The 22,937-nt window shown below is 64.4% G+C and carries 25 protein-coding genes and 1 pseudogene; 18 read left to right on the top strand and 8 right to left on the bottom strand.

Features of this window, described 5'->3' with window-relative positions:
• The first annotated feature begins 8 nt into the window (after window positions 1–8).
• The 12 genes from V0R62_RS12575 to recX all read left to right on the top strand — a co-directional run bounded on the left by V0R62_RS12575 (window position 9) and on the right by recX (window position 10,324).
• Entirely contained in the window at window positions 9–311 is a 303-nt protein-coding gene (locus V0R62_RS12575; protein WP_330103933.1) for a phage tail assembly protein, read from the top strand.
• A 125-nt stretch (window positions 312–436) separates the two neighbouring features.
• On the top strand, window positions 437–2,725 hold the full coding sequence (locus tag V0R62_RS12570) for a hypothetical protein (RefSeq protein WP_330103932.1): 2,289 nt from the start codon (window positions 437–439) through the stop codon (window positions 2,723–2,725).
• A 9-nt stretch (window positions 2,726–2,734) separates the two neighbouring features.
• A complete protein-coding gene (locus V0R62_RS12565) occupies window positions 2,735–3,580 on the top strand; it encodes a phage tail protein (protein WP_330103931.1) in 846 nt (281 codons plus the stop codon).
• Window positions 3,555–3,761 (top strand): tail protein X, encoded by a 207-nt coding sequence (locus V0R62_RS12560; RefSeq protein WP_050704448.1) that lies wholly within the window; start codon window positions 3,555–3,557, stop codon window positions 3,759–3,761. Before V0R62_RS12565 ends, V0R62_RS12560 begins: the two co-directional genes overlap by 26 nt.
• A 108-nt stretch (window positions 3,762–3,869) precedes the next feature.
• Window positions 3,870–4,904 (top strand): phage late control D family protein, encoded by a 1,035-nt coding sequence (locus tag V0R62_RS12555; protein ID WP_330103930.1) that lies wholly within the window; start codon window positions 3,870–3,872, stop codon window positions 4,902–4,904.
• Between the two features lie 217 nt (window positions 4,905–5,121).
• Complete coding sequence (locus tag V0R62_RS12550) at window positions 5,122–5,673, top strand: glycoside hydrolase family 19 protein (protein WP_330103929.1); 552 nt, start codon at window positions 5,122–5,124, stop codon at window positions 5,671–5,673.
• Between the two features lie 32 nt (window positions 5,674–5,705).
• A complete protein-coding gene (locus V0R62_RS12545; RefSeq protein ID WP_330103975.1) occupies window positions 5,706–6,167 on the top strand; it encodes a lysis system i-spanin subunit Rz in 462 nt (153 codons plus the stop codon).
• 87 nt (window positions 6,168–6,254) lie between these two features.
• Window positions 6,255–7,517, top strand: a complete 1,263-nt coding sequence (locus V0R62_RS12540) for a colicin-like pore-forming protein (RefSeq protein WP_330103928.1) — start codon at window positions 6,255–6,257, stop codon at window positions 7,515–7,517.
• 61 nt (window positions 7,518–7,578) lie between these two features.
• Window positions 7,579–8,151, top strand: a complete 573-nt coding sequence (locus tag V0R62_RS12535) for a hypothetical protein (RefSeq protein WP_330103927.1) — start codon at window positions 7,579–7,581, stop codon at window positions 8,149–8,151.
• Between the two features lie 30 nt (window positions 8,152–8,181).
• Window positions 8,182–8,664, top strand: a complete 483-nt coding sequence (locus tag V0R62_RS12530; RefSeq protein ID WP_028690617.1) for a CinA family protein — start codon at window positions 8,182–8,184, stop codon at window positions 8,662–8,664.
• Window positions 8,665–8,768: 104 nt separating this feature from the next.
• Complete coding sequence (recA, locus tag V0R62_RS12525; protein WP_028690616.1) at window positions 8,769–9,845, top strand: recombinase RecA; 1,077 nt, start codon at window positions 8,769–8,771, stop codon at window positions 9,843–9,845.
• A gap of 8 nt (window positions 9,846–9,853) precedes the next feature.
• Window positions 9,854–10,324 carry a recombination regulator RecX gene (gene recX, locus V0R62_RS12520; RefSeq protein WP_028690615.1) on the top strand — a complete coding sequence of 157 codons (471 nt, stop codon included), beginning with the start codon at window positions 9,854–9,856 and terminating at the stop codon, window positions 10,322–10,324.
• Between the two features lie 52 nt (window positions 10,325–10,376).
• Here recX and V0R62_RS12515 read toward each other — a convergent pair whose 3' ends face one another.
• The gene (locus V0R62_RS12515) at window positions 10,377–11,495 is read right to left on the bottom strand and encodes an LOG family protein (RefSeq protein ID WP_186714649.1); all 1,119 of its coding nucleotides are present in this window, start codon (window positions 11,493–11,495) and stop codon (window positions 10,377–10,379) included.
• A 324-nt stretch (window positions 11,496–11,819) separates the two neighbouring features.
• Between V0R62_RS12515 and V0R62_RS12510 the strand changes: the two are divergent.
• A pseudogene (locus V0R62_RS12510) lies at window positions 11,820–12,006 on the top strand (hypothetical protein).
• A gap of 1 nt (window position 12,007) precedes the next feature.
• Here V0R62_RS12510 and V0R62_RS12505 read toward each other — a convergent pair.
• Entirely contained in the window at window positions 12,008–12,427 is a 420-nt protein-coding gene (locus tag V0R62_RS12505) for a quorum-sensing-regulated virulence factor family protein (protein WP_330103926.1), read from the bottom strand.
• 214 nt (window positions 12,428–12,641) lie between these two features.
• On the opposite strand from V0R62_RS12505, the gene V0R62_RS12500 reads away from it, so the two are divergent.
• From V0R62_RS12500 to V0R62_RS12490, 3 genes are all read left to right on the top strand, one after another.
• On the top strand, window positions 12,642–13,352 hold the full coding sequence (locus tag V0R62_RS12500; RefSeq protein ID WP_186714646.1) for a tRNA-uridine aminocarboxypropyltransferase: 711 nt from the start codon (window positions 12,642–12,644) through the stop codon (window positions 13,350–13,352).
• A gap of 257 nt (window positions 13,353–13,609) precedes the next feature.
• On the top strand, window positions 13,610–14,260 hold the full coding sequence (gene erdR / locus V0R62_RS12495; RefSeq protein WP_028690610.1) for a response regulator transcription factor ErdR: 651 nt from the start codon (window positions 13,610–13,612) through the stop codon (window positions 14,258–14,260).
• A 77-nt stretch (window positions 14,261–14,337) separates the two neighbouring features.
• Window positions 14,338–14,703 carry a diacylglycerol kinase gene (locus V0R62_RS12490; RefSeq protein WP_050704455.1) on the top strand — a complete coding sequence of 122 codons (366 nt, stop codon included), beginning with the start codon at window positions 14,338–14,340 and terminating at the stop codon, window positions 14,701–14,703.
• A 4-nt stretch (window positions 14,704–14,707) separates the two neighbouring features.
• Here the strand turns inward: V0R62_RS12490 and finR are convergent, their stop codons facing one another.
• On the bottom strand, window positions 14,708–15,634 hold the full coding sequence (gene finR / locus V0R62_RS12485; RefSeq protein ID WP_028690608.1) for a LysR family transcriptional regulator FinR: 927 nt from the start codon (window positions 15,632–15,634) through the stop codon (window positions 14,708–14,710).
• A gap of 120 nt (window positions 15,635–15,754) precedes the next feature.
• Here finR and fpr point away from each other — a divergent pair, with 120 nt between their 5' ends.
• A complete protein-coding gene (fpr, locus tag V0R62_RS12480; RefSeq protein WP_330103925.1) occupies window positions 15,755–16,534 on the top strand; it encodes a ferredoxin-NADP reductase in 780 nt (259 codons plus the stop codon).
• Between the two features lie 106 nt (window positions 16,535–16,640).
• On the opposite strand, the gene tsaA is transcribed toward fpr, so the two are convergent.
• The 5 genes from tsaA to rimO all read right to left on the bottom strand — a co-directional run bounded on the left by tsaA (window position 16,641) and on the right by rimO (window position 20,701).
• The gene (gene tsaA, locus V0R62_RS12475) at window positions 16,641–17,333 is read right to left on the bottom strand and encodes a tRNA (N6-threonylcarbamoyladenosine(37)-N6)-methyltransferase TrmO (RefSeq protein WP_330103924.1); all 693 of its coding nucleotides are present in this window, start codon (window positions 17,331–17,333) and stop codon (window positions 16,641–16,643) included.
• A gap of 6 nt (window positions 17,334–17,339) precedes the next feature.
• The gene (locus V0R62_RS12470) at window positions 17,340–17,801 is read right to left on the bottom strand and encodes a YehS family protein (protein WP_330103923.1); all 462 of its coding nucleotides are present in this window, start codon (window positions 17,799–17,801) and stop codon (window positions 17,340–17,342) included.
• Window positions 17,802–17,993: 192 nt separating this feature from the next.
• Window positions 17,994–18,704, bottom strand: a complete 711-nt coding sequence (locus V0R62_RS12465; RefSeq protein ID WP_330103922.1) for an rRNA pseudouridine synthase — start codon at window positions 18,702–18,704, stop codon at window positions 17,994–17,996.
• Window positions 18,705–18,825: 121 nt separating this feature from the next.
• On the bottom strand, window positions 18,826–19,284 hold the full coding sequence (locus tag V0R62_RS12460) for a GNAT family N-acetyltransferase (protein WP_186714641.1): 459 nt from the start codon (window positions 19,282–19,284) through the stop codon (window positions 18,826–18,828).
• An 85-nt stretch (window positions 19,285–19,369) separates the two neighbouring features.
• The gene (gene rimO / locus V0R62_RS12455; RefSeq protein ID WP_330103921.1) at window positions 19,370–20,701 is read right to left on the bottom strand and encodes a 30S ribosomal protein S12 methylthiotransferase RimO; all 1,332 of its coding nucleotides are present in this window, start codon (window positions 20,699–20,701) and stop codon (window positions 19,370–19,372) included.
• A 236-nt stretch (window positions 20,702–20,937) separates the two neighbouring features.
• Here rimO and V0R62_RS12450 point away from each other — a divergent pair, with 236 nt between their 5' ends.
• The gene (locus V0R62_RS12450; protein WP_330103920.1) at window positions 20,938–22,848 is read left to right on the top strand and encodes a potassium transporter Kup; all 1,911 of its coding nucleotides are present in this window, start codon (window positions 20,938–20,940) and stop codon (window positions 22,846–22,848) included.
• Window positions 22,849–22,937 lie beyond the last annotated feature (89 nt).

The following is a 22,937-nucleotide window of genomic DNA, read 5'->3' as shown; positions in this document are numbered from 1 at the left end:
AACACTCGATGGCTCAAGCAAAGAAACTGCAGCAATGGCTGACCGTCGACGCCGAGCGCGTGACCGTGCGCCTGTCGCGCCCCAGCGAGGCCAACGGCGTGCAGGTCGACAGCCTGTCGCTGCGCGCACCGACCGTGCGTGACATCCGCAACGCCCAGGCCGGCGGCGTGGCTGACGACGAGCAGCGCGAACTGAACCTGTTCGCCTCGCTCGCCGAAGTCGGCGTCAAGGACTTGGAAGGCCTGGCCCTGAAGGACTACAGCCGTCTGCAGACTGGCTATTTTCGCCTGGTGCAGGACGACGAGCTTTGACCCTGCCCGGCAGAAGGCCGCCGCCAGGCGGCTGGCCAAGGAGCTGAACTTTTCCGCCAGCGAAATCATGACCATGTCGTACAGCGACATGGTCTGGTGGCTGGCGGAATGACAAGGAGGAACCCATGGCGAACACACAGGTGTTTACCCTCGGGCTCGGCGTCAGCGCCGACAGGCCGTTGGGCGCCGCGTTCGATAAGCTCCGTCAACGCATCGGACACTTGCGCAAGGAGGCGGATGGCACCCGCCTGGGACGGCTCATCGCAGAGGTGATCCGTCTGGGGTTGGAGCTGGACAAGGTGGGGCAGGTCGGCAGGAGGCTGGCCGGTGAACAGGCAGGAAGTCATGACACGCAGGTCGAGCGCTTGCGTGATGAAGGCGATCGTGTCGCTGATCTACAGCAGGCTTACGTTCGCCTCGGGCAGGTGATCGCGGGGTTGCCGCGACTCAAACCGTTGCCCGTTCGCAACGTCTGGCACCCACCCTTGCTGCTGCCTGCGGCGAACGGCAAGACAACGTCTGAGACGCCGGTCAAGCCGATGACACCGGCCAAACCTACCTCCACGTCCCGTACTGCCGGCGAGAAAACAAAAATCGTCATGGCAAGTATGGGCGGGCTTGCCGCAGGGGGGATTGCGGCATACAAGGCCAGTCGCCGTCTGTCTCCCGAAGAGCGGCAGCGGGCCGTCAAGGCGGTCAATAGCAAGACCCAGATGGGCGCTGCTACAGCGCTGCTGAAGGGCACCGAGGCAATGGTGACCGGTGAGGATGGCCGGGCGAAGTCCAAGGGTGTCGGTGCTGCCATCGGCGAGCTGGCCGGCAACCTCCTTGGCGCGGCCCTTGGGGCGGCGAAGGGCGGTGCGAGCGGCGGCAAGCGTGGTGAGGAGTACGGCAGCCTGTTTGGTGCCTACCTGGGCGAGAAGCTTGGCGGTCGCGCTGGCGAGGGGCTGTACGACTTCTTCACCGACAGCAGTGACGACAAGGGCAGCAAGCCCGAGGCGTCTGCGGATAATTCTGCCACGGCTGCATCGCCGCTCCAGTTGGCCGGGCCCTCGGTCAGCCTGTTCGAGGCACAGGTTGACGCAGGCACGCTACCGGCCTTGGGCAGCGCCCTTGGCGAGCTCGGGGCCGGAGCTACACTTGCGGGCCAACGTCTGCTGGCTCTGGGCGATGCAACCGGGTCTGGTGCACAGGTCCCTCTAGTAGCTGCACCCATGCAAGCATCCGCTAACGGTTTGCTGAAGGCCGTGGCGGATAAGCCACCAGCAGCACCTGCTTCCACGCCAGCCACGCCTTCCCCGCCGGCAGCCGACGCTCCCAAGGGAGTACTCGCCAAGATGGGCGGTGCCGTTAAATCGCTCGGCAAACCAGCGGTGCTTGGCGCCGTGGGCAAAGGCCTGGAAACATTCACCAGTGACAAGTCCGATAGCGAGAAGGCCGAAGGCTACGGCAATGCTGTAGGTGGTCTGGTCGGTACGCTGGTTGGCGGTGCCTTGGGCTCGGTCGTACCGGGCCTGGGGACTGTCGTCGGCTCCACCGTCGGCGGTATGGTGGGTGAGGCGGTCGGTGGCTGGGTCGGTAAAACCTGGTTCGGTGGTGACAAGGAGGTTGCCAAACCGGCCGCCGGAAACGTGGAGTCATCCGCAACGCCTGCTGCCGAGGGGGATCCGGGGGGCGCGATGTCCGCAAGCAACAAGATTGCCGCGGCAAGCGAACCTGCCAAGGAGGGCGCGCAAGCTTCCCCAACTGCTCAACCTACACCCGATGCAGCCTCAGCACCGGAACCCAGGGGCGTTGGCGCGGCGATGAAGGTCCTGGCCAAGCCTGCGGTGCTGAAAGCGACTCGGCAAGGGCTGGAAACCTTCATCAGCGACAAGCCCGATGGCGAGAAATCCGAAGGCTACGGCAGTGCCGTCGGTGGGTTGGTCGGGACGCTGGTCGGCGGGGCCATCGGCTCTGTCGTGCCGGTGGTCGGCACCACCTTCGGTGCCGCACTGGGTGGGATGGTGGGCGATCAGCTCGGCGGTTGGCTGGGCAAGACCTGGTTTGGCGGCAAGGATCAGCCGGTCAAAGGGGATGCTGCAGCCAAGGCCGGTGGGGCTACGTCCGCTGCGCCCAAGGACACGCTCGAACAGAAGGCCGTACCCGGTGATGTGGTGCGCTCGATAAGCAGTCAGGCGACACCTGCACAGGGGCCGCCCGCCGTTGCATCGACACCTGCGGCCACACCGCCGACACCCGTCTACAACCAGCAGTTCACGTTCACCTCGAACATGCCCGTCAGTGTCACCAATAGCCTCGACGACCCGGGGACGCTTGCGCAACTGGAGGCCATCGCCCGTCGTCAGCTCGAGGAACTCATGCGTCAGGCCCGTTCCGCGCAGTTGGCCGACACCCCACATATCGCACTTTAAGGAGGATCCATGACCTATCTGGAGCAGCTGCAAGCCACGCTGCACGCCCTGGTCAAGGCGGGAGAGGCAGGGCGTCGGCGTGCCGACGCCATGCTCGATCCGATGAACGACGCGATCGTCCATATACAGGGCGCGGTGGGTGAGCTGGAAGGTTTGCCGGTGGTTGGCCCGATCATTGGTGCCAAGCTCCAGCGCACCATGCGCGCGATCACCAATGCCCAGGCGCGGGTGGCCAAGGTGGTGGCCAAGTACGACCAGGCGGTGGCGGTGGTGCGTCAGGTGCGTGATCGCATCGACGGCTTCGCCGCTCACGCCGTCAAGGCCGGTGCGGCGATTCGCCGTGTGGTGGGGGAGGTGCGCTCGACCGTCAATGGCGTGCTGTCGACGCTGGGCTTCGCGCCCGACGCGACGCCGGCCGCCGAAGCGGTCAAGCCGTTCCCGCACTTGCTGGTGCTGCAACCGCTCAAGGCGGGCGCGGCGCCGTACTACTTCAACCTCGATACCGCCGCCTTCGACCAACTGCGCCGGCAGACGCGCTTTCGCTGGGCCGGGCAGGAGCGCCTGAGCCGCGAGAGCGCCCAGCAGGCGGTCAGCCTGGGCGAGGAGAGCATCAACATCCGTGGCGCGATCTTCCCCGGGTTCAAGGGCGGGCTCGGCCAGTTGCAGACGCTGCGCAGCATCGGCCGCCAGCTGCTGCCGCTGTCGTTAACCACCGGCTACGGCGAGGTGCTCGGCACCTGGTGCCTGACCAGCATCGAGGAGGAGCAGAGCGTCCTGCTGGCCGGCGGTATTCCGCGCAAACAAGGGTTTTCACTGGAGTTCGTGAGCTATGGCCAAGACCTGCACAACGTCTGAGGGCGACCTGCTCGATACCCTCTGCCAGCACTATTACGGCCATCTGGCCGGCACGGTCGAGGCCGTGCTGGATGCCAACCAGGGCCTGGCGGACGAGGCGCAGCCGTTTCGTGCCGGGGTGAGGATCCTGTTGCCGGAACTGCCGATGACGACCAGCACCAGCCTGCAACTGTGGGATTGACCACTCGCCCCAGTACCGTGGGCGCGGGCTTGCCCCGCGATGGCGCCGTCGCGGGGCAAGCCCGCTCTCACGCCGTCCTCGCTACACCAATACAGCGGAGCCCCAACCATGCAACCTCAATTTCGCATCATCGCGGACGGCCATGACATCACCACGCTGCTTAACGACCGCCTGTTGCTGTTACGCACCACTGATAAACCAGGTATGGAGTCCGACGAGTTCGAACTGCGCCTCGATGCCCGCGACGGCGCCCTGGCCTTGCCAGCCAGGGGCGCAGTGCTCGAGGTGCACCTGGGTTACGCCGGGCAGCCGCTGAACCGCTTGGGCCGCTACACCGTGGATGAGGTCGAGCTGTCCGGCCCGCCGGACACCCTGGTGATCCGCGGCAAGGCCAGCGACCTGCGCGGCAGCGGCAAGACCACCCGCAGTGGCAGTTGGGAGAATGCGACGTTGCAGCGCATCGTCGCCGAGATCGGCGCCCGCAATGGCTGGCAGGCCGTGTGCCCGGTAGCCGTGCAGGTGCCGCGGATCGACCAGTACAGCGAGTCGGACTTCAACTTCATCACCCGCCTGGCACGCCTGCACGACTGTACCGCCAAGCTCGCCAACGGCCAGTTGCTGGTGCTGCCGCGCCAGGGCGGCCAGAGCGCCAGCGGCAAGCCCCTGGATGTGGTGGGCATTGCCCGAAGCGACGTCAGCCAGTGGCAGTTCCGTCTGGCTGACAAGAGTACCCACAAGGCCGTCAGGACCCGCCACCAGGACAGCAACAGCGGGCGTCTGCAGGCGGTGGAACTGGTCAATGGCGATGCTCCGGACGGCTTGCAGCCGGTCTACACCGACCGCCACCTGTATCCCAACCGCGCGGCGGCGGAACAGGCTGCCCGCGCCCGCTTGGCCAGCTTCAACCGCGACACCGCCAGCGTGCGCCTGGACATGCCCGGGCGCACCGACCTGTTCGCCGAGCGCGCCATCGATGTCCAGGGCTTCCTGGCCGGGCTGGATGGCCACTACCTGATCGAGTCGGTCGAGCAGGTGTTCACCAGCAGCGGCTGGCGCACCACCGTGCAGTGCAACGGCGGTCGTCAGGGCAAGGCCAAGGCCAAGGGTTCCGCACCTCGGCGGACGGGTTCGCTCAAGGCCTGAGACAGGGCGGTGAGGGTTTCCCGATGCCTGCCGGCGGTGGCGCTCCCTATAGTCGCTGTCAGCCGGCCGCATCACCCTGTTTCAGAGCTCCAGATCAGGTACGGCGCACGCCACACCTTGACCCCTGTGAAAGCCAAGCGCTTCGAGCCATCGCCCATGAGCGAGCCACAGGCGGCACCGGCCGCCTTTCGATCAGACCGCAATGGAGAATGCACCGATGCCGCTCACCGAACAGCAACTCAAGCAGATCTACCCGCTCGCCGGCCAGCGCGCCGCCGCTTTCCTGCCGGCGTTGAACACGGCCATGGCCAACTGGGAAATCGACCACCCCAAACGCATTGCCGCGTTCCTGGCCCAGGTCGGCCATGAATCCGGCCAGCTGCGCTACGTCAAGGAACTGGGCAACGAACGCTACCTGGCCCGCTACGACACCGGCACCCTGGCCCTGCGCCTGGGTAACACCCCCGAAGCCGACGGCGACGGCCAACGCTATTGTGGCCGTGGCCTGATCCAGGTGACCGGGCGCAACAACTACCAAGCCTGCAGCCGTGCGCTGTTCGGCGACGAACGCCTGCTGGCGCAACCGCAGATGCTCGAGCAGCCGCGCTGGGCCTGCGAATCGGCGGCCTGGTTCTGGCACTCGCGCGGGCTCAACGCCCTGGCCGACCAGGGCGAGTTCAACCGCATCACCCGGCATATCAACGGCGGCCTGAACGGCTTGTCGGAGCGCCTCGAACTGTGGACGCGGGCGCGGGAGGTGCTGTGCTGAGCCGCCTGCAACTGGCGCTGTGCCTTGGGTTGATGGCGTTGTCCGCGGCGCTGGCTTGGCAACTGCAGGGCTGGCGCCTTGGCCGTCAACTGGCCGAGCAGGAACAGGCGCTGGTGCAGCAGCGCCTGGACCAGGCCGAGGCGCTGCACGGCCTGCTGCTCGCCGAACGCGATCAGCGCCAGGGTCTCGAACAACGCCTGCACGACAGTGAAACGAAGCATTTCCAGGAGCTGACCGATGCCCAACAGACTCAGGCTCGCCTGCGTGACCGCCTTGCTACTGCCGATCTGCGCCTGTCGGTCCTGGTCGAGCGCGACACCGCCTGTGCCCCAGTGCCTGCCGCCGCCGGCGCCAGCGGCGTGGATCATGGCCCCGTACGCGCCCGACTTGACCCGGCGCATGCTCGACGAATTGTCGCCATCACCGACGACGGCGACCGTGGACTGATCGCCCTGCGGGCGTGCCAGGCCTATGTGCGTGCACTGTCGCGCTGATCTGCATTTCTTATCTTTCATTTCATGGCCGGCCTCACTTTCGTGGGGCCGGCCATTTTTCAAGCAAGCCAATTCAAGGAGTAGAGAATGGGCGAAAAGAACATCATCGTGGACCGTGGCATTCCCCCTTCGGGTTCTTCAGGTGGAGGGGGACGCGGTGGAAGTTCAACGGGGGGCATCACTATTCCTTTGGGTGTCAATGGTGAACCCTCCCAGCATGCGCTCAACGTTGCCGCGTTGATGAACGGTGCAGTACTGGAAGCGGTACTGGAGGGGCAGGGCTGGCCAAGTCCAGATGCCTACTATGACCTGGGCGTCGATATGTGGGGCATGTTGCCCTATCAGATCGTCGAGATGCGTAATGAACTGAGTGACAGCTACCTCAGAAAGGAGCGCAACCTGCCGGCCAGCCTCAATGCCGAGTTGGCTGCGGCCGAAGCCGCCGCGGGTAGCACTGCGGCGCTGCCGGACTCGAAGAAAGCCGAGCGCTCCATTGGGATCATCAAGTCGATGATGGCCGCGCGAGACCAGCAGATTGCATTCAACCGCGGGCGATTGGCCACGGAGCAGGGTGGTCGTTTCGATGACCGCGATATCAAGGAACTAATCGACGAATTGCGCAAGCTGGACGAGTACGACGTGCCGGCGGCATTGGATGTCGAGCTTTCCCTCTACACCGCAGCCCTGGCCTTGTATGTCGACCTGAAGGCACAGGAGCAGTTGCGCGAGAAACTTGATGCCCAGGAGAAGGCCCTCCGTGATGCCCGGGAAAAGGAGTTCTACAAGGATGCAGCCACCTACGCCAGCGACATAGGCAAGGAAATTTCCAGTCGTTACGGCGAGCGTGTGTCACAGGCGGCACGGGACCTTCAGAAGGATATCTCGGGCAAGCGCGTACGCAGCTACCAGGATGCCCTGAAGACCTTCGAGAAGATGTCGAGCAACCCCGGCTGGAAGCTCAACGCCAAAGATGCCGCGGCGGTTTCTCAAGCCTTGCGTGCACTGGACAAGGCGACCCTGGGCGATAACATGACGCGCCTGGGCAAGGCTTTCGGAGTCACCGGCGGGGTCATCCAGGCCCAGGGACTGGTGGACGCTGCGGCCACCGGATTCCAGACGGGGGAGTGGAAGCCCTTCCTGCTGGAGATGGAAAGCGCTGTGGTCGGCAAGATCGCCGGCAGTGCGGCCGGTGCCATGTTGGGCATCACCCTCGGTTTGCTGGGTGTGACGCTGGCTGGCAGCGCGGCGCTGATCGTCGGTGGTGTTCTGGTTGGTCTGGCAAGCTCCTACTTCGATCCAGAGAAGGTAGACCAGATCAACAACTGGGTGCTGGACGCCGTGGGCGCCTGACGCTTTTTGCCAGGGAGTGCGTTGCACTCCCTGGTTTACCGCACGTAATGAACAGAACGTCATGAAAGCCACTAAAACTGCTGGACTGCTCAACCTCTGCCAATGGCTGCTCATACTGGTGAGCGTGTTGCCAATCTTCGTCATTGCTCTGTGGTTGCCAACCCAGGCGCAAGGCCCGTTTCCGACCCTGCTCGAGCCGTTTCTGGAACAGCACCTGCTGGGACGTGTCGGCCTCTGGTCATCGAATTTCCCGCTTGAATCCATGGCCATCGCCAATTACATCGCGGTTGCCGCCCCCCTGTTTGCCGCCGGGCTTGCCGTGATCCTGCTGCAACCCGCTTCCGGGTTACCGGCGTACTTGCCCGTTCTTGCCTGGCATCGCTACCTGTTGCTGTACCTCGGTTGGACCGCACTCATTGGGTTCATGGTCCATTACAACTACTTCACCTACGTGGACTTTGCCCATCACCGCAGTAAGTTCAGCTGGGTCGGTGTGAACCCGGCGCTGTTTGCGTTCTTTGCCGCGACCATGCTGATGGCATTGGAATACCTGCTGTTTGTCAGCTACCTGCTTTTTGTCCATTACCCGGCCGGATGGCTGGCACGATGCCTGGACAAGTCTCCAGGATGTTAGGGTAGAGCCCATTCCTCGAAGGAGCCCGTCATGGACCCGATCACCGTACTCTCCACCCGCCTGGGCGAACACCTGCGGCGCTTCAATGCCCAGGTGAGCACCGCCGAGTCCTGCACCGGCGGCGGCATCGCCGAGGCGATCACCCGCATCCCCGGCAGCTCGGCCTGGTTCGAGGCCGGCTATGTCACCTATTCCAATGCCCAGAAAACCCGCCAGTTGGGCGTCCCCGAGGCGTTGTTCGCCCAGGTGGGGGCGGTCAGCCAGGAGGTGGTCGAGGCCATGGTGCGGGGCGCCCAGGCTGCCAGCGGCGCGCGCTTCGCGGTGGCGGTCAGCGGCGTGGCCGGTCCCGACGGCGGCTCGCCGGCCAAGCCGGTGGGCACGGTGTGGCTGGCCTGGGCCGATGGAACCCACGTGAGCAGCGAGCGCCGGCACTTCGACGGTGACCGCGAAGCGGTGCGCCGACAGACGGTGATCGCCGCGTTAGACGGCTTGTTACAGCTTGGCGCGGAGTAAATCGCCCGACGGGGGTTTGCGGAAACGAATCGCTGTGGAATAATACTGGCTACTTATACAGTTATTCCGGCCGTCAGGGCCACGTCGAACACGTGAGGATTTCAATGGACGACAACAAGAAGCGCGCCTTGGCTGCGGCCCTGGGTCAAATCGAACGCCAATTTGGCAAGGGCGCGGTCATGCGCATGGGCGACCACGAGCGCCAGGCCATCCCTGCCATTTCCACCGGTTCCCTGGGCCTGGACATCGCCCTGGGCATCGGCGGCCTGCCGAAAGGCCGTATCGTCGAGATCTACGGCCCGGAATCCTCGGGTAAAACCACGCTGACCCTGTCGGTCATCGCCGAAGCCCAGAAGAACGGCGCCACCTGCGCCTTCGTCGACGCCGAGCACGCCCTCGACCCTGAATACGCCGGCAAGCTGGGCGTCAACGTCGACGACCTGCTGGTCTCGCAGCCGGACACCGGCGAACAGGCCCTGGAAATCACCGACATGCTGGTGCGCTCCAACGCCGTCGACGTGATCATCGTCGACTCCGTGGCCGCCCTGGTGCCGAAGGCCGAGATCGAAGGCGAGATGGGCGACATGCACGTCGGCCTGCAGGCCCGCCTGATGTCCCAGGCCCTGCGCAAGATCACCGGTAACATCAAGAACGCCAACTGCCTGGTTATCTTCATCAACCAGATCCGCATGAAGATCGGCGTGATGTTCGGCAGCCCGGAAACCACCACCGGTGGTAACGCCCTGAAGTTCTACGCCTCGGTGCGCCTGGACATCCGCCGTACCGGCGCGGTCAAGGAAGGCGACGAAGTGGTCGGCAGCGAAACCCGCGTCAAGATCGTCAAGAACAAGGTTTCGCCACCGTTCCGTCAGGCCGAGTTCCAGATCCTCTACGGCAAGGGTATCTACCGCAACGGCGAAATCATCGACCTGGGTGTGTCCCAAGGCCTGGTGGAAAAATCCGGTGCCTGGTACAGCTACCAGGGCAACAAGATCGGTCAAGGCAAGGCCAACGCCGCCAAGTACCTGCAAGAGAACCCGGCCATTGGCAGCGAGATCGAGAAGCAGATTCGCGACAAGCTGCTGACCGCTGGTGCCGCCGCCGCTGCTGCAGCTGCCGCCAAGGCCGGTGCAGCCGAAGCCGATGCCGACGACCTGGCTGACGCCGACGCCGGTTATTGATTGGCCCCATGTCCGTCGTACTCGACACCCCCGTCGCCGTTCGGCGGACAGCCATGGACCTGCTCGCACGCCGCGAGCATGGTCGCGTCGAGCTGACGCGCAAGCTGCGTCAGCGTGGCGCACCGGACGAGCTGATCGAACCTGCGCTCGATCGGCTGGCCGAAGAAGGGCTGCTCAGTGAGGCCCGCTATCTGGAAAGTTTCATCCGCTACCGGTCCAGTGCCGGCTACGGCCCCGCGCGAATCCGCGAGGAGCTTGGCCAACGCGGCTTGAACCGCGGCGATATCGACCAGGCCCTGCGCGACAGTGAAGTGGACTGGGCGACGCAACTGCGCGATGTCTGGCAGCGCAAGTTCGCCGGGCAACGCCCGCAAGACCCACGCAGCCGGGCGCAGCAGACGCGCTTTCTCGCCTACCGTGGTTTCCCCATGGACATGATCGGCCGGCTGCTCAGCGGTCGCGACCTCGACGATTATTGATGCCCTGTACGGCTGACGCCCATGCGTGTCAGCCGTACAGGGCATTTTGCGTTCAGCTGACCCGCAGCGCTTCCCGGGCGCGCTGGGTGGTGTGCATCGGCTGGGGTTTGGCCCAGTTCTCCGGCAGGTTGATGAAGTCCACCAGTTCGCGCAGGCGGCCCTGGTCGCGGCCGTTGAAGGCGAACGTCAGGCGTGTCAGGTGGCTGAAATTGCCTTCCTCGTGTTCGGCGCCGCTGTCCGGTTGCTGGTGATACCTGCCGCTCAGGCGCAGGTCGGCGAAGCCTTCCTCCACATCATGCAGGGCCGCCTCGCTCAAGGGGTGGTGCATGCGGATCACGAACTGGCTCTTCAGCCAGCGGCTGGAGTGGTAGTTGCTGTAGAACTGGTTGATCTCCTCGACCGCCTCGTCGGCGCTGTGCACCAGGCGTACCAGCTTGAGGTCGCTGGGCAGGATATAGCGGTTCTCTTCGAGCTGGCGGCTGATGAAGCCCAGGGCGTCCTGCCAGAAACTGCCGCCGGGCGAGTCGAGCAGCACCACCGGCACCAACGGGCTCTTGCCGGTCTGGATCAGCGTCAGTACCTCCAGTGCCTCGTCGAGGGTGCCGAAGCCCCCAGGGCAGAGCACCAGCGCGTCGGCTTCCTTGACGAAGAACAGCTTGCGGATGAAGAAGAAATGGAACGGCAGCAGCTTGTCGGTGCCGTTGACCGTGGCATTGGCGTGCTGTTCGAACGGCAGGGTGATGTTGAAGCCCAGGCTGTGGTCGGTGCCGGCCCCTTCATGGGCGGCGGCCATGATGCCACCCCCGGCGCCGGTGATGACCATCAGGTCCGAGCGCGCCAGCGTTGCGCCCAGTTCCCGGGCCAGGGCGTACATGGGGTGTTCCAGCGGCGTGCGCGCCGAACCGAATACGGTGACCTTACGCCGCCCCTTGTAGTGCTCGAGGGTGCGGAAGGAGTGGTCGAGCTCGCGCAGGGCCTGCAGGGTGATCTTGGCGTTCCAGCGGTTGCGATCGTCGTGGGCCATGCGCAGCACGGTCAGCAGCATGTCGCGGTACAGCGGCAGGTTGGGACTGTTCGGCGCGACCAGTTGCAGTTGTTCGTCGATCTTGCTCAGGTCGATGCCGTTGTCCCTGAAATGGTTGAACAGCAGCTCGTTCGATTGGTAAGGCATTCAACGTCTCCTTCTGCAGCAAAACCTCTGACCGGGTCGATGGCGTGTCCCGGCCGCGACACTGCGTGTGTCGCTGGCTGCTGTGGCTCGAGTGTGCCCCCCGAGCGTTGCAGTAGGCCTTCAAGGCCATGTTGCAGTGGCAATTCCATCGCGTTGTCGTTGTTATGGGTACTCGTTATCAATCTAGACGCTGGCGCGGCTTCGTGCCGCCACAGGCGCGCACTACCGCCGGTCAGGCGAAAGCCAGTGATGACAGGGCTTTGGTTAACTGGGGGCAGTAAGGCGATACAGCGAGGTGGCGGTATGCACCGGCTGGTGATCGAGGTGGATGGGCAACTGTTGCAGTTGCTCGAGTACGAGGCCAAGGCTCATCACTTGAGCCTTGAGGGGGAGTGCCTGCGCCGGCTGCAGGGGGGCCGAGGCGCATTCGCGTTACCTGCAGGCCCTGCTGGCCGAATTGCGCGCCGATGATGAGCAGCGGCGCGCCAGAAACAGCGATCAGCTGGCCTGAATCACTTCTTCTTGTTGCCGGCCGCGCAGCTGGCGGCGTCGAAGGCCTGGTCCATGACTGGCTGGTTGGTCTTGTAGACGGTGAAGCGGTAGACCATCACGGCGCCCTTGGACATCAGCTGGCGGTAGCCGTTGTTGCGGCACACGCTGTCACCCAGCTGGCTGCGAACCTGCGCGGGATTGGCCTGCATGCGCTGGGCATGCTCCTGGCGCACGCTCAGGTGGTTGACCAGTACCTTGCCTTCGACGGTGTAGCCCTGGTCGAGGATGTCTTCGTTGATGGCCCGCGGGGTGCCTACGCTGCTTTCCTTGGCGACCTTCTGCAGCATCTGGTTCAGCTCGTACTCCTGCTTGGACGCAGCCTGGGCGGCCAGGGGCAGGGCGAGCAGCAGGCTCAGGGTCGGGACGATAAGACGCAGCATGGATCTCTCCTGGTTCGATGACTGGCGCTTTGACCAGCGCCGGCGGGCGGCGTTCCATGAAAGCGCAGGGTTTCCAGGCCGCCAGAACCTGCGATTATAAAGGAGCGGTGCCGCTGGCTGCACGGCAAATGACGTGGGCTCTGGTAGACTGGGCGCCTTGTTTTCATCGAGTTGTCGCCGTGCCCCTCCCACTTCCCTGCCAAGGCCTGCTGCCATGAGTCACGCGGTAGCGCGCTTGCGCGCCGAGCGCCTGGCGCGCAGCATCAAACCCTTTGTCGCCCGAGGCTCGCGCGCCGAGCGCTGCCCGGATTGCCGGGTGATCGCCACGCACTGCCTGTGCGCCTGGAAACCCCGGGTGCCGGCCGAGTCCGGCATGTGCCTGCTGATGCATGATACCGAGCCACTGAAACCGACCAACACCGGCTGGCTGATCGCCGACGTGATCGAGGACACCTCGGCCTTCGGCTGGTTGCGCACGTCGGTGGACGAGGGGCTGCTGGCGCTGCTGGACGATCCCCGTTGGCAGCCCTACATCGTATTTCCTGGCGAGTTCGTCAAGGAAGAGCGGGTGGTCAGCGAAGTCGTGCGCGAGCCGGGCAAGCGCCCGTTGTTCATCCTGCTCGACGCCACCTGGACCGAGGCGCGCAAGATGTTCCGCAAGAGCCCTTACCTCGACCGTTTCCCGGTGCTGAGCCTGCAACCCGAGCAGATGTCGCGCTACCGCCTGCGCCGTTCCAAGCGCGATGATCACTTCTGCACCGCCGAAGTGGCCGCCATGTGCCTGGAGCTGGCCGGCGACGGACAGGCCTCGCAGGCCCTGGACGCCTACCTGGACGTCTTCAGCCTGCACTACCTGAGCGGCAAGCGACGCCTGCCGCTGGACGAGCAGGACGAGGTCCACCAGCGTTTGCATACCTTCCTATAGTCCAAGGGGCAGGCGCGACGGATTGGTTCATACTGTCGGGGCTGGCAGCCAGGGTAGGCGGGTTCGACCGGGCAATTGGCTTGACCACCCGGAGCGTGCTCGGCATCCTTGGCGCCGCTTCGGGCACGACGAAGCTGCTGTTACCCCGGACTTCGCCGTGCCATCCCGGCCGGCGGCCCTGCCGTTCGCGCCATGAGTTGCCCGCCAGGCGTCTCCCGTATCCCCTGCGCCTGGCACAGAACAGGATCCTTAGATCGATGGCCACATACGAAATCCTGATTGCCGATGACCACCCGCTGTTTCGCAGCGCACTGCGCCAGGCCGTTACCCTCGGCCTGGGCCCGGACGTGCGCCTGGTCGAGGTGGCGAGCATCGCCGAACTGGAAACCAGCCTCACCGAGAAAGCCGACTGGGACCTGGTCCTGCTGGACCTGAACATGCCCGGTGCCTACGGATTCTCTGGCCTGGTCCTGCTGCGCGGCCAGTACCCGCAGATCCCGGTGGTGATGGTCTCGGCCCAGGAAGAGGCAGCCGTCGTGGTCAAGTCCCGCGAATTCGGCGCCAGCGGCTTTATTCCCAAGTCCAGCGAACTGAGCAAGATCCAGGAAGCAGTGCGCAACGTGCTCGACGGTGATGTCTGGTGGCCGCCGCAGGCGTTCGACAAGGTCGATGTGTCGGCCGAGGCCAAGGCCGCCAGCGAAGGCCTGGCCAGCCTCACACCGCAGCAGTTCCGCGTGCTGACCATGGTCTGCGAAGGGCTGCTGAACAAGCAGATCGCCTATGAGCTGAATGTTTCCGAGGCGACCATCAAGGCCCACGTGACGGCGATCTTCCGCAAGCTGGGGGTGCGCACTCGGACCCAGGCGGCGTTGCTGCTGCAACAACTTGAATCGGTTTCTGCCAGCTAAGTACCCGTGCATTCACGCTTTTTTGACTCCGACTGGACTAGCCTGCGGGCCTTTCTCCGGTGAAGTGACGGACACACATGTCGCCATTCAAAGGCCAGACCGGCCTCAAACGTATCGTCAACGCCGCCGGCTATTCGCTGGACGGCCTGCGCACCGCCTTCAAGGGCGAGGCGGCCTTCCGTCAACTGGTGCTGCTCAACGTGGTGCTGGTGCCGCTGGCCTTCTGGCTGCCGGTCAGCCGCGGTGAACGGGCAATCCTCATTGCCGTGTGCCTGCTGGGGCTGATCGTCGAATTGCTCAATTCGGCGGTGGAGGCGGCCATCGATCGCATCTCCCTCGATCGCCACCCGCTGTCGAAGAACGCCAAGGACATGGGCAGCGCCGCGCAGTTGGTGGCCATGAGCATGGTCGCGGTGGTCTGGGGCGTGATCCTGCTCGGTTGAGCCTTCAGGCGATCGGTGGCAGCACGATCTCGTCGCTGCGCCGAACGCCGGCGGTGAAGCTGCGGCACAGCTCGAGGAACTCGCGCATGGCCGAAGTCTGGTACTTCTGCTTGTGCCAGATGAAGTAGAACTGCCGCGCCAGGTCCAGGGTCGGGGTTTCCACCGGCACCAGGCTGCCGCGGCGGAAGGCGTCACGCAGGGCCAGACGCGAAATGCAGCCGATGCCAAGGCCCGACTCCACCGCGCGCTTGATCGCCTCGGTGTGTTCCAGCTCCAGGCGGATGTTGAGGTTGGCGCGGTGATGGCGCATGGCCTGGTCGAAGGTCAGGCGCGTGCCCGAGCCCTGCTCGCGCAGGATCCAGGCTTCATGGGACAACTGCTCGATACCGGCATGGCCGACCTTGGCCAGAGGATGCTGGGGCGCGCAGAACACCACCAGTTCGTCCTCCACCCAGGGCTGCACCTCGAGATCGGGGTGGTTGCAGTCACCTTCGATTAGACCCAGGTCAATTTCATAGTGGGCGACCTGTTGCACGATATGCGCGGTGTTCTGCACATGCAGCTTGACCTGGCTTTCCGGGTGCACCTGCATGAAGCTGCCGATCAGCAGGGTGGCCAGGTAGTTGCCGATGGTCAGCGTGGCGCCGACGGCCAGCGAGCCGAACCCCGACTTGCCGTTGAGCAGGTCCTCGATCTCCTTGGCCTGGTCGAGCAGGGCCACGGCCTGGGGCAGCAGTTGATGGCCCAGGGCATTGAGGCTCAGGCGCTTGCCGGCGCGGTCGAACAACTGGCAGCTGGATTGGCGTTCCAGTTCGGTGATCGAGGTGCTGGCGGCCGATTGCGACAAGGCCAGCACGCCAGCGGCCCGGGACACGCTCTGGTGCTGGGCGACGGCGACGAAGACCTGGAGCTGACGGAGTGTGAATCGCATATCTATATAACCGATAACACATATCTTGATAATTCAGTTAACAGATATTGTCGCTGCCCCTAAACTATCGCGCAACTGCGCGTCTTGCGCGCGCCGCGTTTTCCTTCAGGAGCCCCATCGATGAGCAACATGAACCACGAACGTGTCCTCAGTGTGCACCACTGGAACGACACCCTGTTCAGCTTCAAGTGCACCCGTGACCCGGGCCTGCGCTTCGAGAACGGTCAGTTCGTGATGATCGGCCTGCAACAGGACAGCGGCCGTCCGCTCATGCGCGCCTACTCCATCGCCTCGCCGAACTGGGAAGAGCACCTGGAGTTCTTCAGCATCAAGGTGCCGGACGGCCCGCTGACCTCGCAGCTGCAGCACCTGAAGGAAGGCGACGAGATCATCATCAGCAAGAAGCCTACCGGTACCCTGGTGCTCGATGACCTGAACCCAGGCAAGCACCTCTACCTGCTGAGCACCGGCACTGGTCTGGCGCCGTTCATGAGCGTCATCCAGGACCCGGAGACCTACGAGCGCTTCGAGAAGGTGATCCTGGTCCACGGCGTGCGCTACGTCAACGAAGTGGCCTACCGCGAATTCATTACCGAGCACCTGCCGCAGAACGAGTTCTTCGGTGACGCGGTGCGCGACAAGCTGATCTACTACCCGACCGTGACTCGCGAGCCGTTCGAGAATCAGGGTCGCCTGACCGACCTGATGCGCAGCGGCAAGCTGTTCACCGACATCGGCCTGCCACCGATCAACCCGCAGGACGATCGCGCGATGATCTGCGGCAGCCCGAGCATGCTCGACGAGACCAGCGAAGTGCTGGACAGCTTCGGCCTGAAGATCTCCCCGCGCATGCGTGAGCCGGGTGATTACCTGATCGAGCGTGCGTTCGTCGAGAAGTAAGGCGAGCCGCGCTGATGAAAAACGCAGACCTGGGTCTGCGTTTTTTTATGCTCGCAAAACAGGTTCACCGTGTGGGTCCTATCGCGGGGCCCGCAACGACACCGAATCACTCCGGTGTCACCTCCAGCACCCGGATCCGATTCGGCTGGGGATAATGCCAGCGTACCTGCACATCCCAGAACTTCACCCCATAGATCCGCTCCGCAGGCGGCACCTGGTAGGCCGGTCGCGGGTCCTGCGCAAGACACTGTTCGATCAGCTCCACCAGTGGCTGATTCAGGCGCAGTGCATGGTCGCGGGCCTGGGGCAGGGCGCTTTCGCTCCAGTCGACGGCAATCGGCTCTGGTGCATCATTGGCCATCAGGTTGCTCGCGCCGACAATGCTGTCAGCATAGGGCACGTAAGGCTTGATATCCAGCACTGGCGTACCGTCCAGCAGGTCGATCCCAGACAGCAGCAGACGCCCCGGCTCGACGCCTTCCAGGCGCACCACCGACTGACCGATGCCATTGGGCCGGTGGGTGGCCCGGGTGGCGAACACCCCCATGCTCTTGTTGCCGCCCAGGCGCGGTGGCCGCACCTTCAGGCGTGGCTTGTCTTCCAGTGCCTGATGGAACAGGAACAGCAGCCACACATGGCTGACCTGTTGCAGGCCTTCGACGGCATCGCCCTGGTCAAAGGGCGGCAGCAGCTCCAGCACGCCACGGGCGGCTGGCGCCAGCTGGGGCTGGCGCGGGATGGCGAACTTCTCCTTGAAGCAGGAGCGGACGATGCCGATCGGCGAGACGGTATGCTGCATCACGGCTCAGCCGCGCACGCGCAGGGTCAGGCCCTTGAGGAAGTTGCGCAGCAACTGGTCGCCGCAGGGGCGGTAGTTGTCGTGGCCGACCTTGCGGAACAGCGCGCTCAGTTCGGGCTTGGACACCGGGAAGTTGACCGAATTGAGCACCGTGTGCAGGTCGTCTTCCTTCAGCTCGAAGGCCACCCGCAGCTTCTTGAGCACGGTGTTGTTGGTCACCGGCACTTCGATCGGCTGCGCTGGGCGGCTGTCGTCGCGGCCGCGACGGTGGATCACCAGGCCGTCGAGGAAGTGCGCCATGACTTTCTCAGGGCAGCGCACGAAGCCGGGTTCCTCTTCCTTCTTGACGTAGCCGGCGATGGCCTCGGCGGAAACTTCCAGGCCCGAGAGCTTGATGATCTCGGCCAGCTTCTGGTCGTTGGCCTTGAGCATGTAGCGCAGGCTGCGCAGTACATCGTTGTGGTTCATTGCAGCGAATCCTGTTCTGTTGCCGTGTCAGTCATTGCGCGGCGGTAATGCTAGGCTCTGTACGAAATGTATCTGCACTCGCCCATACTGCGTTGAAACGGGGCTCGGAATGCTCATGTACTCCAGTACACTGCGCTTCCTCCCCCCGTTTCGCCTTGTCTGGCCTTCGCGCAGACACATTTCGTACCGACCCTAGAAACGTTCGGTGGCGGCTACATAGCGCCACTGGCCCACTGGCAGCTTGCCCATCGACACGCCACCCAGGCGAATGCGGCGCATCGCCAGGACCTTGAGGCCGGCGGTCTCGCACAGCTGTTCGATCAGCCCGGGTTGCGGGTTTTTCAGGACCATGCGCAGGTGCTGTTCGTTCTGCCAGCTGGCCTTGGCCTTCGGTAGTTCGACGCCCTTGCGCTCCACGCCGCGGGCCAGGCGCTCGAGGGCGCCTGGCTTGGCTTGACCGCTGACCTGCACAATGTATTCCTGCTCCATGCGGCGCAGGTCGGCATCGAGCTTGCGGGTCACCCGCCAGTCCTGGGTGAACAGTTGCAGGCCGCTGGCGCCAGGCAGCAGTGGGGCGACGCAGGCCTGGCGGGCGAAATGCCCGTGCAGCGGGCGCACGCCTTCGCGGTGCGCTTCGCTGAGGCTGGCCATGTTCATGCCCGCCTGGGCGCTGGCGGTGTCCTGCCCGGCCTGCTGGTTGAGTAGCAGGGTCACCGGCTCCAGCGTTTCGGCGCGGGCACCCGGGAGCAGTTCGACGCGTTGCCCGGCGACCTTGAACTGTGGCTGCTCGACCACCTCGCCGTCGACCGTGACCCAGCCTCCCTCGATGTACAGTTCGGCCTCTCGGCGGGAGCAGCCAAGCTGTTCGATGAGGCGTTTGGAGAGACGAATGGGTTCGGACATGGACACGGGCATCACGCGGCAGGGAAAGCTTTCATTGTACCTGCCTGCGCGGGGCAGCGGCTGCAAATCGATGTCATTTCCGCCATTTCGGAGCTGAGTGTTGGTTTCCTTGGCTCATGTCCTAGGACGTTGTACGAACTAGCCTCATGTGCAGCAGGGGATAGGGCTGCCCCAGGCCGTCGGTTTCAGAGCGCCCGTACACCTCGAAACCCTCGTGCAGATAGAAGCCCAGGGCCTGGGGGTTCTGCTCGTTGACGTCCAGGCGTTCGGCGTTGAGCTCGCTTACCGCATGCCGCAGCAGGCGTTGGCCGATACCCTGGCCACGGTGCTCCGGCGCGACGAAAAGCATGTCGACACGGCCGTTGGCCACGCCGGCGAAACCGAGGATGCGCCGCCTGGCGTCCTTGCAGCAGACCAGCATTACGGCGTCGAGGTACTTGCGCAGTACATGCTCGCGCAGCAGCACGATGTAGCCGTCGGGCAGGAAGTCGTGGGTGGCGCGCACCGACGCCTCCCACACCCGCACCAGTTCTGGGTAGTCGCTCAGGTGGGGCGTTTGCAGCGTGACGGTGGGCGACATCCTGTAATCCTCGGGGCCATTGAGGAAAACATAGATGCAAAAAAATACCCCGCCAGTGGGCGGGGTATCTTCAGGCGATCATCGCTCAGACGGGCTCGGCCCACATGTCGTACTCGTCGGCATCGACGATGCGGCAACGGACCTTGTCGCCCGGCTTGAAGCCGTGGTCGCCGTCGATGAACACGTTGCCGTCGATTTCCGGCGCGTCGAAGAAGCTGCGTCCGACCGAGCCTTGTTCCTCGACCTCGTCGATCAGTACTTCGATTTCCTTGCCGATACGCTGTTGCAGGCGCGCGGCGCTGATCGCCTGCTGGTGGGCCATGAAGCGGTCCCAGCGTTCCTGCTTGACGTTGTCCGGCACTTCATCCAGGCCCAGGTCATTGGCCGGGGCGCCTTCGACCGGCGAGTACTGGAAGCAGCCGACGCGGTCGAGCTGGGCTTCGGTCAGCCAGTCGAGCAGGTACTGGAAGTCCTCTTCGGTCTCGCCGGGGAAGCCGACGATGAAGGTCGAACGGATCACCAGCTCAGGGCACTGCTCGCGCCAGCTCTTGATGCGCGCCAGGGTGCGGTCTTCGAAGGCCGGGCGCTTCATCGACTTGAGCACCTTGGGGCTGGCGTGCTGGAACGGAATGTCCAGGTACGGCAGGATCTTGCCGGCGGCCATCAGCGGGATCACGTCGTCGACGTTCGGGTACGGGTAGACATAGTGCAGGCGCACCCAGGCGCCCAGGCTGCTCAGTGCCTCGCACAGCTCGAGCATGCGGGTCTTGACCGGGCGGCCGTTCCAGAAGTCGGTCTTGTACTTGACATCGACGCCGTAGGCACTGGTGTCCTGGGAGATCACCAGGATCTCCTTGACGCCGGCCTTGACCAGGCGCTCGGCCTCGCTCAGCACTTCACCGACCGGACGGCTGACCAGCTTGCCGCGCATCGACGGGATGATGCAGAAGCTGCAGCTGTGGTTGCAGCCTTCGGAAATCTTCAGGTAGGCGTAGTGGCGCGGGGTCAGCTTGATGCCTTGCGGCGGCACCAGGTCGATCAGCGGGTTGTGGTCCTGGCGTGGCGGCACCACCTCGTGCACGGCGTTGACCACCTGCTCGTACTGCTGCGGACCACTGACCGACAGCACGCTGGGGTGCACGTCGCGGATATTGCCTTCCTCGACGCCCATGCAGCCGGTGACAATGACCTTCCCGTTCTCCTTGATCGCCTCGCCGATCACTTCCAGCGACTCGGCCTTGGCGCTGTCGATGAAGCCGCAGGTGTTGACCACCACTACGTCGGCGCCATCGTAGGTAGGCACGACTTCATAGCCTTCCATGCGCAGTTGGGTGAGGATGCGCTCGGAATCGACCAGGGCTTTTGGGCAACCCAGGCTTACGAAACCTACCTTGGGGGTGGCGGGCGTGGTGGACATGACTAACCTCGGTATTGAATACAGTTCGCCCGGCTGGAATCGCGGGCGATCTTGACGGGCGCTTTTTGGCGCCTCTGATCAAAAAGTGCGCAATTCTAGCGAGCACAAGGTCGCTTTACCAGCAGAAATACGACGAACGCTGCGCTATGCTTCGCGCCGTTGCGCCGGGGCATCCGGGATGGCCCGGCGCGGGTAGGAATTCAACCGGTCTAGTTGGCCTTCTGCGGGAGTGGTCGATGGTTCAGGCAAGCAGTCACGCCGAAGGCGGGCACGAGGGCAAGCAGGGGGCGGCGAAGTCGCTGGGGCTGCTCGTGGCAGCTGTTGGGGTGGTTTATGGCGATATCGGCACCAGCCCGCTGTACACCCTCAAAGAGGTCTTCACCGGTGGTTACGGCGTGCAGGTCAATCACGACGGGGTGCTGGGCATCCTGTCGTTGATCCTCTGGTCGCTGCTCTGGGTGGTATCGTTCAAGTACGTGATGTTCATCCTGCGCGCCGACAACCAGGGCGAGGGCGGGACCATGGCGCTCACCGCGCTGGCGCGGCGCGCCACGGCTGAATACCCGAAACTGCGGGCACTGATGGTCGGCTGTGGTCTGGTCGGTGCCTCGCTGTTTTACGGCGACAGCATGATCACCCCGGCGGTGTCGGTGTTGTCGGCGGTGGAGGGCATGGGCCTGGCCTTCGAAGGCATCGACCACTGGGTGGTGCCGATCTCGCTTGTGGTGCTGGTGGCGCTGTTCCTGGTGCAGAAGCACGGTACCGAGAAGATCGGCAAGCTGTTCGGCCCGATCATGGTCACCTGGTTCGTGGTGCTGGGGGCGCTGGGGTTACACGGTATCTCGCAGAGCCCGGAAGTGCTCAAGGCCTTCAACCCGGCCTGGGCGCTGAATTTCTTCATCGTTCATCCGGGCATGGGCGTGGCCATTCTCGGCGCCGTGGTGCTTGCGTTGACCGGTGCCGAGGCCCTGTACGCCGACATGGGCCACTTCGGCCGCAAGCCCATCGCCCGCGCCTGGTTCGCCCTGGTGCTGCCGGCGCTGGTGCTCAACTACTTCGGCCAGGGCGCGATACTGCTGCAGAACCCCGAGGCCGCGCGCAATCCGTTCTACTTGCTGGCGCCGAGTTGGGCGCTGCTGCCGCTGGTCGGCCTGGCAACCATGGCCACGGTGATTGCTTCCCAGGCGGTGATCTCGGGTGCCTTCTCCCTGACCCGCCAGGCCATCCAGCTGGGCTACGTGCCGCGCATGCAGATCCAGCACACCTCCAGCGACGAGCAGGGGCAAATCTACATCGGCGCGGTGAACTGGACGCTGATGGTCGGCGTGGTGCTGCTGGTGATCGGCTTCGAGTCGTCCGGCGCCCTCGCTGCGGCCTATGGCGTGGCGGTGACCGGTACCATGCTGATGACCACCATCCTGGTCTCGGCGGTCATGCTGCTGCTGTGGAAGTGGCCACCGGTGCTGGCGGTCCCGCTGTTGGTGGGCTTCCTGTTCGTCGACGGGCTGTTCTTCGCCGCCAACGTGCCGAAGATCGTCCAGGGCGGTGCCTTCCCGGTGCTGGCGGGGATTGTGTTGTTTGTGCTGATGAGCACCTGGAAGCGCGGCAAGCAGATCCTGGTAGATCGCATCGACGAGGGCGGTTTGCCGTTGCCGGTGTTCATCGGCAGCATCCGCGTGCAGCCGCCGCACCGGGTCGAGGGCACCGCGGTGTTCCTCACCGCCCGGCCCGATGCCGTGCCCCATGCGCTGTTGCACAACATGCTGCACAACCAGGTACTGCACAGCCAGGTGGTGCTGCTGACGGTGGTCAGCGAGGACCGTCCACGGGTGCCGGAGCAGGAGCGGTTCGAGGTGGAAGCCTATGGCGACGGGTTCTTCCGGGTGCTGCTGCACTTCGGATTCATGGACGAGCCGGACGTGCCGGCGGCGCTGAAGCTGTGCCATCTGGATGAGCTGGACTTCAGCCCGATGCGCACCACCTATTTCCTCAGCCGGGAAACGGTGATTGCCTCACGCCTCGAGGGCATGTCGCGCTGGCGCGGGAACCTGTTCGCGTTCCTGTTGAAGAACGCCAACGGCAACCTGCGGTTCTTCAACCTGCCGCTCAATCGGGTGATCGAGCTGGGGACGCAGGTCGAGATCTGATGGCGCAAACATCGCGGGGCAAGCCAGCTCCCACAAGGATTACACAGGCCCTGTAGGAGCGGGCTTGCCCCGCGATGGGCCGCAAAGCG

Source organism: Pseudomonas carassii, from assembly GCF_036324045.1.
GTDB lineage: Bacteria > Pseudomonadota > Gammaproteobacteria > Pseudomonadales > Pseudomonadaceae > Aquipseudomonas > Aquipseudomonas peradeniyensis.
The sequence above is the reverse complement of the archived record's forward strand: the minus strand, read 5'-3'. Positions and strand labels throughout refer to the sequence as shown.